This is a genomic window from Bradyrhizobium sp. PSBB068 (genome assembly GCA_016839165.1).
Classification (GTDB): Bacteria; Pseudomonadota; Alphaproteobacteria; order Rhizobiales; family Xanthobacteraceae; genus Bradyrhizobium.
Map to the genome: position 1 here is coordinate 1,557,974 of CP069300.1, position 14,914 is coordinate 1,572,887.

15 protein-coding genes and 1 pseudogene are annotated in these 14,914 nt (G+C 63.8%); 4 read left to right on the top strand and 12 right to left on the bottom strand.

Annotated features, from left to right (window positions below):
- The 9 genes and pseudogenes from JQ507_07430 to JQ507_07470 form a co-directional block, all read right to left on the bottom strand.
- The gene (locus JQ507_07430) at nt 1-564 is read right to left on the bottom strand and encodes a nucleoside 2-deoxyribosyltransferase (GenBank protein ID QRI71309.1); all 564 of its coding nucleotides are present in this window, start codon (nt 562-564) and stop codon (nt 1-3) included.
- A 62-nt stretch (nt 565-626) separates the two neighbouring features.
- The gene (gene dxs, locus JQ507_07435) at nt 627-2,555 is read right to left on the bottom strand and encodes a 1-deoxy-D-xylulose-5-phosphate synthase (protein ID QRI71310.1); all 1,929 of its coding nucleotides are present in this window, start codon (nt 2,553-2,555) and stop codon (nt 627-629) included.
- 538 nt (nt 2,556-3,093) lie between these two features.
- Nucleotides 3,094-3,345, bottom strand: coding sequence for an exodeoxyribonuclease VII small subunit (locus JQ507_07440; protein QRI71311.1), 252 nt, complete (start codon nt 3,343-3,345; stop codon nt 3,094-3,096).
- A gap of 125 nt (nt 3,346-3,470) precedes the next feature.
- Entirely contained in the window at nt 3,471-4,397 is a 927-nt protein-coding gene (locus tag JQ507_07445) for a histone deacetylase family protein (protein QRI71312.1), read from the bottom strand.
- A 282-nt stretch (nt 4,398-4,679) separates the two neighbouring features.
- Nucleotides 4,680-6,353 (bottom strand): bifunctional metallophosphatase/5'-nucleotidase, encoded by a 1,674-nt coding sequence (locus tag JQ507_07450; protein ID QRI71313.1) that lies wholly within the window; start codon nt 6,351-6,353, stop codon nt 4,680-4,682.
- Nucleotides 6,354-6,432: 79 nt separating this feature from the next.
- Nucleotides 6,433-7,194, bottom strand: a complete 762-nt coding sequence (locus tag JQ507_07455; protein ID QRI71314.1) for a crotonase/enoyl-CoA hydratase family protein — start codon at nt 7,192-7,194, stop codon at nt 6,433-6,435.
- 200 nt (nt 7,195-7,394) lie between these two features.
- Nucleotides 7,395-7,631 (bottom strand): annotated as a pseudogene (locus JQ507_07460) (alpha/beta hydrolase).
- Nucleotides 7,632-7,644: 13 nt separating this feature from the next.
- On the bottom strand, nt 7,645-8,208 hold the full coding sequence (locus tag JQ507_07465) for a DinB family protein (GenBank protein ID QRI71315.1): 564 nt from the start codon (nt 8,206-8,208) through the stop codon (nt 7,645-7,647).
- 25 nt (nt 8,209-8,233) lie between these two features.
- The gene (locus JQ507_07470) at nt 8,234-9,124 is read right to left on the bottom strand and encodes a LysR family transcriptional regulator (protein QRI71316.1); all 891 of its coding nucleotides are present in this window, start codon (nt 9,122-9,124) and stop codon (nt 8,234-8,236) included.
- Between the two features lie 186 nt (nt 9,125-9,310).
- Here JQ507_07470 and JQ507_07475 point away from each other — a divergent pair, with 186 nt between their 5' ends.
- From JQ507_07475 to JQ507_07490, 4 genes are all read left to right on the top strand, one after another.
- On the top strand, nt 9,311-9,979 hold the full coding sequence (locus JQ507_07475) for a hypothetical protein (protein QRI71317.1): 669 nt from the start codon (nt 9,311-9,313) through the stop codon (nt 9,977-9,979).
- Nucleotides 9,980-10,204: 225 nt separating this feature from the next.
- Nucleotides 10,205-10,405, top strand: a complete 201-nt coding sequence (locus tag JQ507_07480; protein QRI71318.1) for a hypothetical protein — start codon at nt 10,205-10,207, stop codon at nt 10,403-10,405.
- 39 nt (nt 10,406-10,444) lie between these two features.
- Nucleotides 10,445-11,152, top strand: coding sequence for a VOC family protein (locus tag JQ507_07485; protein ID QRI71319.1), 708 nt, complete (start codon nt 10,445-10,447; stop codon nt 11,150-11,152).
- A 9-nt stretch (nt 11,153-11,161) separates the two neighbouring features.
- Complete coding sequence (locus JQ507_07490; GenBank protein QRI71320.1) at nt 11,162-11,314, top strand: hypothetical protein; 153 nt, start codon at nt 11,162-11,164, stop codon at nt 11,312-11,314.
- A 184-nt stretch (nt 11,315-11,498) separates the two neighbouring features.
- Here the strand turns inward: JQ507_07490 and JQ507_07495 are convergent, their stop codons facing one another.
- From JQ507_07495 to JQ507_07505, 3 genes are all read right to left on the bottom strand, one after another.
- Complete coding sequence (locus tag JQ507_07495; GenBank protein ID QRI71321.1) at nt 11,499-12,152, bottom strand: pilus assembly protein; 654 nt, start codon at nt 12,150-12,152, stop codon at nt 11,499-11,501.
- Between the two features lie 11 nt (nt 12,153-12,163).
- The gene (locus JQ507_07500) at nt 12,164-12,661 is read right to left on the bottom strand and encodes a pilus assembly protein (GenBank protein QRI73239.1); all 498 of its coding nucleotides are present in this window, start codon (nt 12,659-12,661) and stop codon (nt 12,164-12,166) included.
- A gap of 78 nt (nt 12,662-12,739) precedes the next feature.
- Nucleotides 12,740-14,140, bottom strand: a complete 1,401-nt coding sequence (locus tag JQ507_07505) for a pilus assembly protein (protein QRI73240.1) — start codon at nt 14,138-14,140, stop codon at nt 12,740-12,742.
- Nucleotides 14,141-14,914: the final 774 nt, after the last annotated feature.

Genomic DNA, 14,914 nt, shown 5'->3' on the forward strand with positions numbered 1-14,914 from the left:
TCACTTGGCGCTCTGCCGGCGTTGCGCGGCGGCGAGCCGCACGCAGGCCTCGAAGGAGGTGAGGTCGTGCCAGAGATCGGCCGACGGCTCCCGCGGCGTCACCAGCGGGCTGCCGTGTAAATCGAGCGCGTGCATCATCATCAGATTGTCCGGCAATCCAAACTCTTCCACCGTCAGCCCCTCCGCGTCGATCAGGCGTCCGTCGGATGCCGGCACGACCTGGCCGAGCCGTGCCACGCGATTGGCGTAGGACGTGGGATCGTTCGAATAGGCGAGGCACAGTTTGCCGCGCCCCGCCATGTAGCCGAGTTCATAGACGGTGCCTGCGTCGGCACTGGGGCCGCGAAACGGCGTCAAATTGGCGATAATGGCGTCGGCAGACTCCATCATCGCCTCGTTGCTCTTGAAGATGGTGAGCGAGGCGCCGGCGGCGGTGGGATCGATGCTGTTGTCGAGCGGATAGAGCCCGGTGAGCCCGTGATAGGCGCAAACCTCCGCCTTGCGGCGGCCGATCTCCACGGCATCCGGCAGGAACACGTCAGGACCTGCCAGATAGATTTTCATGGACTTGCTCAGGACAAGATCGACTTGAAACCTCTCCCCGGTGGGAGAGAGGTGGAAGGCGATTACGCGAGCTTGACGGTCTCGGTCTTGTAGTCCTTGCCGAGGGTTTCGAACACCTTGGCAACGATGCTCTTGGCGTCGAGACCGGCGCGGGCATACATCGCCGCCGGCGTGTCGTGATCGAGGAACACGTCGGGCAGGATCATCGAGCGGAACTTGAGCATGCCGCTGTCCAGCATCGCGTTGTCGGACAGGAACTGCATGACATGCGAGCCGAAGCCGCCGATCGAGCCTTCCTCGATCGTGATCAGGATCTCGTGGTCGCGGGCGAGCTTCATGATCATCTCCTCGTCGAGCGGCTTCATGAAGCGCGCGTCGGCGATGGTGGCGGAGAGGCCGTGGGCGGCGAGCTCGTCGGCCGCCTTCTCACACTCGGCGAGGCGGGTGCCGAAGGAGAGCAGGGCGACCTTCTTGCCCTCGCGGATGATGCGGCCCTTGCCGATCGGCAGGGCAACGCCGACTTCCGGCATCTCGACGCCGCGGCCCTCGCCGCGCGGATAGCGCAGCGCGCTCGGGCGATCGTTGATCGCAACCTGGGTCGCGACCATGTGCACCATCTCGGCCTCGTCGGAGGCCGCCATGATCACGAAGTTCGGCAGACAGCCGAGATAGGCGTTGTCGAACGATCCGGCATGGGTCGCGCCGTCGGCGCCGACCAGGCCGGCACGGTCGATCGCGAAGCGGACCGGCAGGCTCTGGATCGCGACGTCATGGACCACCTGGTCATAGCCGCGCTGCAGGAAGGTCGAATAGATCGCGCAGAACGGCTTGTAGCCTTCGGTGGCGAGGCCCGCAGCGAACGTCACCGCGTGCTGCTCGGCGATGCCGACGTCGAAGGTGCGATCCGGGAATGCCTTGTTGAAGATGTCGACGCCGGTGCCCGACGGCATCGCCGCGGTGATGGCGACGATCTTGTCGTCCTTCTGCGCTTCCTTGACGAGGCTCTGGCCGAACACGTTCTGGTAGGCCGGCGCGTTCGGCTTGGCCTTGGCCTGGGTGCCGGTCGCGACGTCGAACTTGACGACGGCGTGGTACTTGTCGGCGGAAGCTTCCGCCGGGCCGTAGCCCTTGCCCTTCTGGGTCACGACGTGGACCAGGATCGGTCCGGTCTCCATGTCGCGAACGTTCTTCAGCACCGGCAGCAGATGGTCGAGATTGTGACCGTCGATCGGGCCGACATAGTAGAAGCCCAACTCCTCGAACAGCGTGCCGCCGTCCATCATGAAGCCGCGGGAATATTCCTCGACGCGGTTGGCGCGGTTGGCGAGGATCTTCGGCAGCCGCTTGTTGATCTGCTTGGCGGCCTCGCGCAGCGAGCGGTAGGTCTTGCCGGAGTACAGGCGCGACAGATAGGCGCTCATCGCGCCGACCGGCGGCGCGATCGACATGTCGTTGTCGTTGAGGATCACGATCAGGCGCGAGTTCATCGCGCCGGCATTGTTCATGGCCTCATAGGCCATGCCCGCCGACATCGCGCCGTCACCGATCACGGCGATAACGTTGTTCTTGCCGCCGGAGAGATCACGCGCCACGGCCATGCCGAGGCCGGCCGAAATCGAGGTCGAGGAGTGCGCGGCGCCGAACGGATCGTAGTCGCTCTCGGTGCGCTTGGTGAAGCCGGAGAGGCCGCCGCCGGTACGCAGGGTGCGGATGCGGTCGCGGCGACCGGTCAGGATCTTGTGCGGATAGGCCTGGTGGCCGACGTCCCAGATCAGGCGGTCGCGCGGGGTGTCGAAGATGTAGTGGATGGCGGTGGTCAGTTCGACCACGCCGAGGCCGGCGCCGAAATGGCCGCCGGTCACCGACACGGCGTCGATGGTTTCCTGGCGGAGCTCGTCGGCAACCTGCCGCACCTGCTCGACCTTCAGCTTGCGCAGGTCATCGGGCGTGTGAATAGTATCAAGAAGCGGCGTTTTACTAAATGTGGTCACTGCGAATTTCCAATTTTTGCCTGTCGGAACGAACCGCCCGACGCGAGATGGGTTGGCGCGCACATCGCGCAGCGAATGCCAGACACTGGGTGCCGCCCCGGCAGACCGTGCCTGGTTGTAAGCCTAGATTCACTCCGGATTGGACCACGTGATACGCATCACCTTGGTCGCTCTTCACCCGTCCCGGTTCAGTTTTGTCGAACCATTTGAGACGCATGCCGCCCGAATATTTCGGGCCGCCCGCCACCCTCAAATGCCCATAGAACTGGAAGCATTACACCAAAGCCGTAGCCAAAGCCAACCCGATAGGGCACGCAGGGTTCCTATGCGCTGCCTTGAAAAAACCTAGACTTTTCAATGGTTGGGGCCTGGGGCGGGTTCCAATTTGGCTATTTTAGCGGCAGCTGGCCGGTCCGGAACGGTCCGATTCGCGGCCGCACCGGTCGCCACGGTCGCTCCATGGCGCGATCGATCCGACGGAAATACGCAGCAATAATTGCCCGCCCTGGCGGACATCCTGTCGCATGCGGCGGCGGCGCTACTGCACGTCGAGCGGCTCGGTGCCGGACGCCTGGCCGGAGGCGTCGGTGGTGATCTTGTCGACACGGGCTTCGGCCTGGCGCAGCAATTCCTCGCAGCGCCGCTTCAGCGCCTCGCCGCGCTCATAGATCGCGACCGATTCCTCAAGCGGTACCTTGCCGTCCTCGAGCCGCTTGACGATCGATTCGAGTTCCTCGATCGCGCGTTCAAAGGAGAGCTTCTTGACGTCGGCTTGAGTATTTTCGGCCATTATCTGTTCCCAGTGCGCCGATCAGACCGTGATCGGATCTTGTCGTCCAAGCATGACCCGTCGCGGGCCATGCTTACCCCGGCGCAGAATCAATCGAATTTTTGCGGGCGTATTGTGGCGGGTATTTATCCGCCCATCAATGCGGTGACGTGAGATGCTACCGACTCTTTCAGGCCCTCGAGGTCGTAGCCGCCTTCCAGGACGGAGACGACGCGCCCGCCGGCGCTCTTGTCGGCGAGATCCATCAGCTTGCGCGTGACCCAGCCGAAATCCTCACCCGTCAGGTTGATCGACGCCAGCGGGTCGCGGTGATGGGCATCGAAGCCTGCCGAGATGACGACGAGTTCCGGGGAAAACTTCTCGAGCTGCGGCAGGATCAGGTTCTCGAACGCGGAGCGGAATTTGGCGCCGCCGTCGCCGGGCGCCAGCGGCGCGTTGACGACGGTGTCGTGCTCGCCGCGTTCGCCGGCAGCGCCAGTGCCGGGGAACAGCGGCATCTGGTGCGTCGAGCAGTACATCACGGTCGGATCGGCCCAGAAGATGTCCTGCGTGCCGTTGCCGTGATGGACGTCGAAATCGATGATCGCGGCGCGCTTGATGCCGTATTTGCGTTGCGCGTGGCGCGCGGCGATCGCGGCATTGTCGAAGAAGCAGAAGCCCATCGGCGTCGATTTCTCGGCGTGGTGCCCGGGCGGGCGCACTGCGACGAAGGCGTTCTGGTGCTTGCCCTCCATCACCTGATCGGTGGCGGCCACGGCGCCGCCGACGCCGCGCATCACGGCTTCCCAGGTGCCCGGCGACATCGAGGTGTCGCCGTCGATATAGATCATGCCCGAAGTCGGCGCGATGTGGCGCAGTTCGCCGACATAGTGCTCGCCATGGCAGAGCAACACGGTGTCGAGGTCGCCTTCCGGCGCGAGGTCGCGCACCAGCGCCTTGAAACGGTCTTCGCCAAGCACCTCGGCGACCGCGCGCAGCCGGTCGGGGCGTTCGGGATGTCCGGGTGGGGTCAGGTGATCGAGGCAGGCGGGGTGCGTCAGAAGCAGTGTCATGCAATTTCCCGGCGCAATGGAGGCGCGTGCGAGGACGCCCTAATGTAGGCGGTTACCGGCCCAGCGGAAAGGGCCCGCTCTGACCCGGCCCTCACCTTTTCGGGACGGCGGCCGGGGGCAACAGCCCGGCGCTATCCCGGTCATTGCGAACCAACGGGTCGCGCGAATGCGCGCCCGATGACAGGCTCCGCGAAGCAATCCATCTTTCCGCGCAAGCTGAAAAATGGATTGCTTCGTCGCTTCGTGCTCCGCAACGACGAGGAGACAGTCATATGCGGTGTCTCAGTTGACCCGCTCGATCCGCTTGCCGGCAGTCGGGCCGACCGGGCTGTTGGCCTTGAAGTAGGCATAGAGCGCATCGACGTCGTAGATGCCGAACTGCTGCGCTGTCCCTTCCTTGAACACCGTGAAGCCGTCGCCGCCTTCGGCGAGATAATTGTTCACGGTGACGCGGTAGCTCGCGGCCGGGTCGATCGGCTTCCCGTCGAGCGACATCCGCGCGGCGATGATGCGCTCGCCGTCACCCTTGCCCGCATCCCACGCATAGGCAAAGCCCTTCGAGACCTGCAGGGCGCGCGGCCGCTTCGGGTCGGCCCATTGCTGCTCCAGCACGTCCTTGAGCTGCTTGCCGGTCAGCGTCATCGTCACGAGCTGGTTGCGGAACGGCTGGCTTGCGAAGATATCGGCATAGGTGACCGCGCCGTCCTCGCGCTTGACGATGTCGGTGCGCACGCCGCCCGGATTGGTGAGGGCGATCACCGCGCCGCCGTTCGGCTCCGAGCTGGTGGCGCTGAGCTGCGCGTCGGCGACGATATCGCCGAGCACGCTTTCGCCGGTCTCGCCGGGCGTGCGCGACAGCGTCTCGGTGACCGAACCCGCCGCGCGGTTGGCGATCGGCGCGGCCAGCCGGTCATAGGATTCCAGGAGCGCGCTCTGCTCGGGATCCTTGGCGGTGCCGCCGATCTTCACGATGGTGTTGTCGGCCTTGGCGCTGATAACGTCATGGGTCTTCGGATCGAGCTGGAGATCGATCGCGGTGACCAGCGTGCCGTATTTGTCGCCCGACGTGACGAGCCGTCCGTCGATCTCGCAGATATAGGCCTGGTGGGTGTGGCCGGAGATTACGACGTCGACCGCGCGATCGAACTTCTTGACGATGTCGACGATCGGCCCGGAGATCCCGGGGCATTCATTGTAGTCGCCGGTCGGAAAACCGCCTTCGTGGATCAAGACCACGATCGCCTCGACGCCCTTCGCCTTCAGCTCGGGGACCAGCGCATTGACGGTCTCGGCCTCGTCGCGGAAGTCGAGGCTGGCGACGCCGGCCGGCGACACCAGGTTCGGCGTGTTCTTCAGCGTCAGGCCGATGAAGGCGACCGCAATGCCGTCGAACTCCTTGATCTCGTAGGGCGGAAACACCGGCTTGCCGGTCGCCTTGTCGATCGTGGAGGCGGCGAGGTAGCGGAATTTGGCCCCCAGGAAGGGATGCGGCCCCTGGCATTTGTCGATCGGGTGGCAGCCGCCATTCTGCATCCGCAGCAGCTCATCCTTGCCCTCGTCGAATTCGTGATTGCCGACCGAGGAGATCGCAAGCCCCATCATCGAAAGCGACTCGATGGTCGGCTCGTCATGGAACATCGCCGACAGGAACGGGCTGGCGCCGATCAGGTCGCCGGCCGCGACGAAGATGTTGTTCTTGTGTCCCTCGCGCAGCTGCTTGACCACGGTGGCGACCCGCTCCGATCCGCCGGCGGGCACCATGATCTTCCTGGTCGCATCAGCGGGATCGGTGATGCGGATGCCGCCGGGCGGCGGTCGCAGGTAGCCGTGAAAGTCGTTGATCGCGAGAATGCGCAGGTCCACCGGCGCTGCGGCACTCTGTGCCAGGCAAGGGCCGGTTGCGGCGAGGCCGAGCGCGCAGAGCGCGGCGACTAGTGTCAGGCGGGGCTGTCTCATGACCTGTCCATGGAACACACGATCATGGCGCGACGCCACTACAATTTTGCGACGCTTCGTTTCAATCCCGACGCTTCGCTCAATCTTTGGGGCGCGCCAGGAATGCCGTGAAGGCGCTGACCGCCTCCTTGGAGCGCATCCGCTCGCTGAACAGATGGTTCTCCTGCTCGATGCGGCGGGCGACGTCCTCGGGCGGCAGCCGGATCAGGCGCCGCGAGATCGCCACCGCCTCGGCCGGCAGCGCGCAGATCTCGCGCGCAATCTTGTGCGCCTCGACCTCGGCATGTCCAGGCGCCACCACGGCGTTGACGAAGCCGGCGACGCGCGCATCGTCGGCCGACATGGTGCGGCCCATCACCAGCATCGCGAAAGCGCGCTGGTGACCCATCGTGCGCGGCATCAACAGGCTGGAGGCACCTTCCGGCACCAGGCCGAAATTGGAGAACGGCGTCGAGAACAGCGCGGTCGTGCTGGCCAGCACATAGTCGCAGTGAAACAGCATGGTGGTGCCGATCCCCATCGCGACGCCGTCGACGGCGGCGATGATCGGCTTGACGTTGTGGGCCAGCGAATACAGGAACTTGACGAGGTCCGAGGCGGGCGGCGTCTCGCCGGTCGAGGTGCCCTGCGTGAGCAGGTCCTCGATGTCGTTGCCCGCGGTGAACACGCCGGAGCCGCCGGTGATGATCAGGCAGCGGATCCTCGGATCGTTCTGCGCCCTGTCGATCGCCTCGCTGATCGCGCGAAACATCTCCTCGGTGATCGCGTTCTTCTTCTCGGGCCGGCGTAGCCGGATCACGCGCGTGGCGGCTTCGTCGGTTACTATGACATGCGCGGTCATCAAGCAGTTCCAGGGGCGGCCGGCTGCGTCGCCGGCGGAGATCGTGCTGCTATCCTACATGATCCCGTCCATGCCCCAAATGTTCCAGGCCGCTTTTCGCCGCAGGCGGGCATGAGAACGGCGCAGTGCAGTCAACCTGAATCCCGCGATGTCGGCGGCGTGCGTCGAGCGAGCCGAGCCGTCGCGTGCCACTTGACGTGCTAGCCGCGCCCGACGAACGAGCCGATGCCGCGGCCGATCGCGGCGCCGTGCTGCAGGAGCGCGCCGAGATGATCGCCGGGGACCGACATCGCATACAGGCCGTTCTCCGCCGCGAAGCGCTGCATCGGCGCATGCGGTCCGTCGTCCTGCCCGTTCCACAGCAGCACCGGCACGCGCGAGGAGAGCACTGCGTCCCTTGCGCCGTCGACCTGGCCGAGCGCATCGAAGCAGGCGCGCGCAACATGCCTTTCAGCCGCCCCACACGGCGGCCTCGCTCCAGCCGAGCTCCCTGAACTCGGCTTCGCGGAGCGGAGCTTCGCCGGCGGCGAAAAATTCGTCGAGCTGCGGCGGCTTGACGGTGGTTTCGGCGAGCATCGCGTGAGCCTGGCCGCGATGATGGATCTGGTGCTGGAACAGATGCATCAACAGGCGGTCGCGGCGCTCGGTCTGTACCGACGTGTCGCGATTGACCCTCACCACATCATCGAGCCGTGCAGGCGTCAGCGCGTCGCAGTGAGCGATCAGGCGCTGGTCGATCGCGCGTTGCGCGGTTTTCAGCGCGTCGACCGCCGGGTAGGGCACTTCATTGGCCCACGCCTCCGGCCCGAGCCAGCCACCTTCGAGGGCGTCGACATAAAAGAGATCGATGACATGGATGTGGTTCAGCGTCGCCTGCAGGCTCGGGAAGAACCCGGTCCGGGCCGCCGCGAACTCCGCCTGGCTGAGACCGGCGCAGGCGGTCAGCATGCGGTGATTGGCCCAGGCATTGTTGTAGGCAAAGGCTCGAAACGTCTGAACGAGGCTCGCCGGCATATCGCTCCTCACTGAATTAATTGTGTCAGGCCGCCGCGCCGGCCAGCCGGCCGACCCGCGACAGCAACAGCTTCAGGATCGGGGATTTGTTGGCCTTGTGATAGGCGATCACGAGATCGAGCGTCGGCGCCTCTCCCTGCACCGGACGCGTGGTGATGGTGTCGGGCAGATAGCGCGCCGTGTAGGCAGGCAGCAGCATCACCGCATGCGTCGAGGTGATCATCGATATCGCGTGCACTACATTATGCACCTCGTGCTCCGGCCTGATGTCTATTCCGGCGCGGTTGAAATACTCCAGCACAACACGGCGCACCGCCGGCGCGGATCTGGACGGCAGAAAGAAGGTCTCGTTGACGATGTCTTCCGGCGCGACGTTGGCCTGCGCCGCCAGCCGATGGTCGCGCGGAAACACGAACACCAGCGGATCGGTGCGCACGCGTTTGCAAGCAAGGTCTTCCATGTTGTCGTCGGCCCGCATGAAGGCGGCATCGAGCTTGCGCCGCATCAGGGCCTTGGCAAGCGTCGGCGAATAGTCGCTCGACAGACGGATATCGATGCCGGGAAATTCCTCGCGCAACACGCGGGTCACCTCGGGCAGCAGATCGATTTCGGCGCCCGACAGGAATCCGAGCGAGAACACGGGCTTCGGCGGCTGCGCCGCGCGCAGCGCCGCTTCCTTGGCGGCCTCGGCCTGCAGCAGCGCCATCCGGGCATGGTCGAGAAACGCCTTGCCAGCCGCGGTCAGCTCGATGCCCTGCGCGCCGCGGTTCAGCAGTTGAACGCCGACTTCCTCCTCGAGATCGCGAATCTGCCGGCTCAGGGAGGGCTGCGAGGTGTGGAGCTTCTGCTCGGCGGCAACGGTCAGGCTGCCCGCATCGGCCACGGCAACGAAGTAGCGCAGATGCCGGAGCTCCATCACAGTCTCCCGATCGCTGCCTGGAAGATCCCGCTGCCAAATCTCGTGTCATGTCTCGCAGGCATGGGGCCAGCTTACAAAGTCTTTTTCAAGCCGGCCAGCGCTGTCTATAGCGAAGCGCAATTCGCGTTGTGGGCTCTGCCTTGCGGGCAGAGGGCCCGAACGTCGCCGAGACGGAGCTTGCGCATGCGGACAGGTTACGGAGCGTTGCTGGTGTCGCTGCTGGTGCTGGCGGGGCTCGGCGGCGCTGCTGCGCAATCTCCCGGCAATCAACCAAGGACTGGCGCCATGGAACAGGACGTCGCGACGATCAAGCAGGCACTTGCCGGCAACTGGGAGAGCATCGCGCCCGAGATACGGCCGAGCAAGAACCCGGACGGCTCGATCAAGCCGTTCTATCTCAAGCGCGCCTTCGTCTATCAGTCCTCCGATCGCTTCGAACTCGTGGTCGTCAACTCTGCCGATCCCTACGGCAAGGTGCCGCTGGCGCGCATCAGGATCGTCGGGCACATGCAGTGGCAGGGCGCGCATCCGATTGCGCCAGGCGCGCAGAAGGTCGATTTCACGGCGGACGAAGCCTATGAGGTCACGCCGCTGGCGCAGGGTTTTGCCGACGTGCTCAACAAGGTCGCCTCCACCGGCTATGCGCCGTGGGCGGTCGACGCGCCGCAGAGCATCTTCGGCAAGTCGTTCGCGCCCTTCGGATTGAAGGAAGGCGCCAATTTCATGGAATACGACCTGGTTTATCTCAGGGGCGACCTGTTGTTCTGGGGCGCCCGCAATGTCGACGGCCGCGGCTTCGACACCGAGCAGAACCGCCCGACCAATCTGCAGATCCCGCTGGTCCGCAAGTAACCCCTCGTCAAGGAAGCCTCGCCATGAACGCGCCGGCCGAAGATCACCGCCCCGGGATCGTGCTGAACGCGTTCGATACCCCGTTCAACAAGCGCGACTATGTCGCCGCCGAGCGATTCCGGTGGCCGCGCTACATCCAGCACAGCGCGCATATTCCGCCCGGCCGCGACGGGCTGTTCGGCCTGGTCAAGGACTGGCCCGCGACGTTTGCGCCACGAGAACCATTTGGCGGCGGCGACCGTCGATTTCATCATTCTGCACGGCAGGTTCAGCGGCCACGGCCAGCCGGCGGCCTGGGCCGTCGCCGATATCGTGCGCATGCAGGGCGACATCCTTGCCGAGCATCGGGATGTCATCCAGGATGAGGCGACGCGCGCACAGTCACGCAGCGGCTTGCCGATATTTGGTGATCGCTTCCCGGACTGAGCAGCTTGCGAGCGCGCGGGCGGCTGAGGGAGGCCGGACATGCAACTCGCCAAGAACGTCATCGACGTCGGCCTTTCCACCAACAATCTCGAGCCGATGCTGCGGTTCTGGCAGCAGGATGCCGGGCTTCGTTTCGATCATGTGCTGCCGGTCCGCCGCGGCCAGAAGCAGTACCGCCACGACGCGCACGGTTCGGTCATCAAGCTCAATCATCACGTCGAGCCGCTGCCGGCGGTCGCGCCGAGCGGCTATCGCGAACTGATCATCGCGCAAGAGGGCGTCGGCGTGCCGCAACACATGCACGATCCCGACGGCAACGGGGTCTGCCTGGTGGCGCCGGGATACGACGGCATCAGCCAGATCGCGGTCGCGATGGTGGTGCGTGATCTCGCCGCGCATCGCAGGTTCTACGGCGACATCCTCGGCTTCACCGAGCAATCCTGGTCGGGCGGCGCGGCCTTCCGCCTCGGCGACAGCCTCATCCTGCTGACGCAAGATCGCGCTGCGACCGTCGATCCAATCAGGCAAGCGCGCGGCTGGCGCTACATCACGTTGCAGGTCGCTGATATCGACGCCGTGCATGACGAGCTGCGCGGCAAGGGCGTCCGCGAGGGCCTCGCGCCGGTGACGCTTGGCGAGGTCGCGCGGATTTCCATGATCCTCGATCCCGATGGCAACTGGATCGAATTGTCCCGACGGGCATCGATCGTCGGCAGCCTTTCGGACGACGAGGCGGCAAGAAAGTGAGGTCTGTCCATGAACGATACGCATGAAACGGCGCCGACCCGGTTCGCCCAGGCGAGCGGCGTTCAACTGGCCTATCGCCGCTTCGGCATCGGCCGTTCGTCGGGCGTGACGCCTTCGACTGTTGCGGAGCTGGCTGAGTATTGCGCGGCGCGTATCTGGTGATGTGCCCCGACGCCGGCCACGGCGCGCAGTCACAGCACGCCGAGCTCTTTCTCGCCGATGTCCGGCTGTTTCTCAACGCACCGGACTGAGCGCGGGACTGCAGCACGATCCGGAAAAACGGAAAACGGTTGTCCGAGCTCAAGAGATGAGATCATGATACGATTCCCTGGAAACCGATCGTGATCTAGCAGATCTTCTGTTGCAGGTGCTGGATGCAGGTGCAGGTCGTCGAGGACGTCAGTTTGACGTCATAGTACGGAAAGCTTGCGTTGGCGGGGCTGTTGGTCGAACAACGCGGAAACAGGTAATAGCTGTCTCTCAGCGTCACGGTCCCGCTGATGGTGAAGCCGAGATTTGGCGTATAGCCGTAGGACACTTCGCCCAGAATGAACGAGACATTGTAGTTCTGCGTCCCGGCGAGCGAGGCAGGCAACGCGATCGTTTGACCGACCGGTCTCCCCGTGACGAAGCTCGTTCCGTTGTAGGACTGGCTCCACTGCACCGTCGCCTTGCCGTTGCTGTCCGTGGAGACTTCTGAAACAGTAACGGTGGTGAGCGAGTTGCCGTTGCTGGTCGTCGGATACGGCGCGAGGATCGCGGTCGAAGCGCCGAGGATGTTCTGCAGCTGGCTCGCGCTGACTTGCGTATTCTGCGAGACCATGTCGGCGACGGAATGGGCGGCCGCGGTGACCTTGATGTTGATGGCCATGCCGTTGGCAAGTTCGATGCCGCCGACATAGAGCAGCAACATGAACGGCAACACCATGGCAAACTCGATCGCCGCCAGGGCGTCGGTATCGATCCAGAACTTCCGCGCTCGAAGGGACAGCTTGGTCATCGGATCACATCCTACGAGGCCGGCTCGTTCTGGAAGGCGGCAGTGGCCAGAATCAGCCGGGTGTTGTTGGGCTGATTTGAAAGATTGAATCCAAGGGGGCCGAGCAAGACCGGCCACATGTACATCACCCGGACCACGACGATGTCTCCGGCATTTCCCGGATTGAATTGCATGTTGTTGACGTTGCCCTGGCTGTCATACGTCGGGATGAGAGCAGACGTATCGGCGGTCGACCAGCTGGTGGCGACCCGCACGTCGACCAGGATCTTGCTGCAGGTGAACAGTACAGCGACCTGATTGCAGACGGTCTGGTGAAAGGCGGTCTGTGTCGCCTGTTGTGATTGCGTCTGTCCGGTCAAAATCTGTCGGCTCGATTGCTGCACCACCCCTTCGAGCATCTCCTGCGCAAAGAACACGAGAAACGTCTGCACGATCGCGACGAGGAGGGCGAGAAACGGCGTCGCGACGAGCGCGAACTCGACCGCAGTGGCGCCGCGGCGATCCCTCATGAAGGCGCCGGAGCGATTTCGGATTCTCTTCACCGATCGGATCGTCACTGGGATCGTCACCTGGACCACCGCGCTTTCTTACTGCGTGAGGCTGGCTGTACTTGAGGCGACCTTGATGAACAAATCCGTCAATGCCGCCGAGATGTCGCCACCGGTCTGAACGTCGGAGAAAAGGCCCGGCGAAGCGCACGATTGCAGGTTTTGTGCGATCTGGCCGGTTGAAGAGGACGGGTTGTTGAACTGGGAGATATGACTCATGTACCAGCCGTCGCTCAGCTGCAGATACTCGGTGTAGAGGATTGCAATGCGAATACCCCGGTTCTTGATCGTCGTGCAGATCGTTGGGTCGATCGGTTGCTGGCACCGGAACTTCGAGCCCACTGTCTGTAGTACCGCGTTGGCATTGCAGGACGAGCTCAGCGAGATGATCTTGTCGTCGACGCCGTCGGTGACGAGGAATACGACTTCCTGCGGCGTGTCGCCCGATTGATTGCTGCCGAGGCCGGGATTCGGCATGATGTTGTTGACGCTGCTGAGCGCGTTCTCAATGTCCGTGCCGTAGTCCGTGGTGCAGTTTCCCGAGATCACGCAATTCTGGTGGTCGACCGTCATCAGCTGAATGTTCGAAATGGCCTGTCCCGCCGTGGTCGGGCTGGTCGGCGTTTGCAGGGTGTTGAAGCCGTAGTCGAAGGTATAGAGGCCGGCCTTGTAGGTGGTGTTGTTCAGGGCCGACATGCATTGCATGACGCCGCCCGAAACGCTGGTCTGCGGGCAGTTCGCCCATGAAACGAGCAGCTGATTGACGGCATTCACCACGAGATCGATGCGCAAGGTGACGCCGTTGTTGCGCGCAATGGTCAGGTTGTCGACGCTCGAGGAATTGGCGCCGCTGTCGAGGTTGGGATGCGTTTCATGGCAGGCGAAGCCGCAGCTTCGCGAGGCGGATGGCTGGCTGGACGTGTAAGATATCAGATTGTTGATGTCGTTCTGGGTCGCGCCAATCGCCATGGAAGGCGAGTCGTCGAGCACCAGATAGAAATTCATGTTGGGCGCGCTTGCCGCGCGTGCCGTCGAGGTGCCGCCGACGGCCCAGGTCGCGCTGCGAAGCAGGGTGCCGAAGTTGTTGATCGACTGCGCGGTGTACGAAACCGTCACGGTACGCTGGAGCCCGGAATCGACGATGTTGATCGTCGGTGACGGCACCGAGCTCAAGCCGGTCATGCTGTTGGCTGTGGACGCAAAAACGGCGGCGGCAGCGGCCTTGGCCGTGGAATCCGTTTGCAGCAGCATGGCAGGCCGCACGGCTGCAATTGCCGCAGCGTCCGCCGCGGCATCCAACTGATTCTTCTTGCGCAGGGCCTGGGTGTAATCCGTGGTCATACCCAACAGGTAGACCAACGGCACCGTCGCCAATGCAAAGATTACGGCAACGTTGGCCCCGCGATCTGTGCCGAAGCGAGAGAGCCAGGAGCGCATCACGAACTTCATCTGCATCACCAGTTGATTCAACAGGGCGATCTGCCGGGCGCGTTGTCAGCCGTTGGGAGGTATTCCAGCGCTTCCGCGAGTCTTGGAGATCAAGCCGTTAAGCAATGCTTACGCACGGTTGGTGGAATAGCGGGTAGCGCCACAAAATCTCCGGCCCCCTTACGCGAAGCTGACGAATGCTTACACCAGGCTTACAGAGCCTAGTTTGTTAGCTCCCTGTTTACCGATCGCCATCGTCAGGCGCCAGCGGCACCCAAAAGTTGTGTACCGATGCAATGCACGTAAACGCGGATTTTGCCTCGCATAGGATCAGAAGCGCAGGAATGGGTATCCGGCGGCCGGTTCTCGATGTGAACGCGGCGTGCTCAATCACTGAGTTGCCCGACGGGTCAAGGCCCGTCGACAAAAATATTTCGGTTTATCGTAATGACAACTCTGTGTATGGTCCGCTCGTCTCACCCGGCACGAGGGGCGCTTCGCGGTCGTCACGAACGTGGGTCGAGATGCGGTGGACGCCGATTGCGCAGCTGACGAGTGTGCAACGAGGCGGACGGTGAAGTCGTGTGGTCCTGACGCCCTAACGGCAGGTGTCTTCGTGCAAGATGCGTTGCGTCATGCACGGGCGGTGACAAGCAAGCCCAGTCTCGCCGGGGAGAGCACGAAGTAAGCCGTAACCCATCGCGCAGGGAAAGCCGGGTTGTTTCCGGTGACACCTGTGGTCCTAACCCCCGAGCTTTCTACCCATTGCTCGGGGCCCATGGGTGC

Coding starts and splice junctions, on each gene's coding strand:
- JQ507_07430 (QRI71309.1), bottom strand. CDS start 564: ATGAAAATCTATCTGGCAGGTCCTGACGTGTTCCTGCCGGATGCCGTG.
- JQ507_07440 (QRI71311.1), bottom strand. CDS start 3,345: ATGGCCGAAAATACTCAAGCCGACGTCAAGAAGCTCTCCTTTGAACGC.
- JQ507_07445 (QRI71312.1), bottom strand. CDS start 4,397: ATGACACTGCTTCTGACGCACCCCGCCTGCCTCGATCACCTGACCCCA.
- JQ507_07450 (QRI71313.1), bottom strand. CDS start 6,353: ATGAGACAGCCCCGCCTGACACTAGTCGCCGCGCTCTGCGCGCTCGGC.
- JQ507_07455 (QRI71314.1), bottom strand. CDS start 7,194: ATGACCGCGCATGTCATAGTAACCGACGAAGCCGCCACGCGCGTGATC.
- JQ507_07465 (QRI71315.1), bottom strand. CDS start 8,208: ATGCCGGCGAGCCTCGTTCAGACGTTTCGAGCCTTTGCCTACAACAAT.
- JQ507_07470 (QRI71316.1), bottom strand. CDS start 9,124: ATGGAGCTCCGGCATCTGCGCTACTTCGTTGCCGTGGCCGATGCGGGC.
- JQ507_07475 (QRI71317.1), top strand. CDS start 9,311: ATGCGGACAGGTTACGGAGCGTTGCTGGTGTCGCTGCTGGTGCTGGCG.
- JQ507_07485 (QRI71319.1), top strand. CDS start 10,445: ATGCAACTCGCCAAGAACGTCATCGACGTCGGCCTTTCCACCAACAAT.
- JQ507_07490 (QRI71320.1), top strand. CDS start 11,162: ATGAACGATACGCATGAAACGGCGCCGACCCGGTTCGCCCAGGCGAGC.
- JQ507_07495 (QRI71321.1), bottom strand. CDS start 12,152: ATGACCAAGCTGTCCCTTCGAGCGCGGAAGTTCTGGATCGATACCGAC.
- JQ507_07500 (QRI73239.1), bottom strand. CDS start 12,661: ATGAGGGATCGCCGCGGCGCCACTGCGGTCGAGTTCGCGCTCGTCGCG.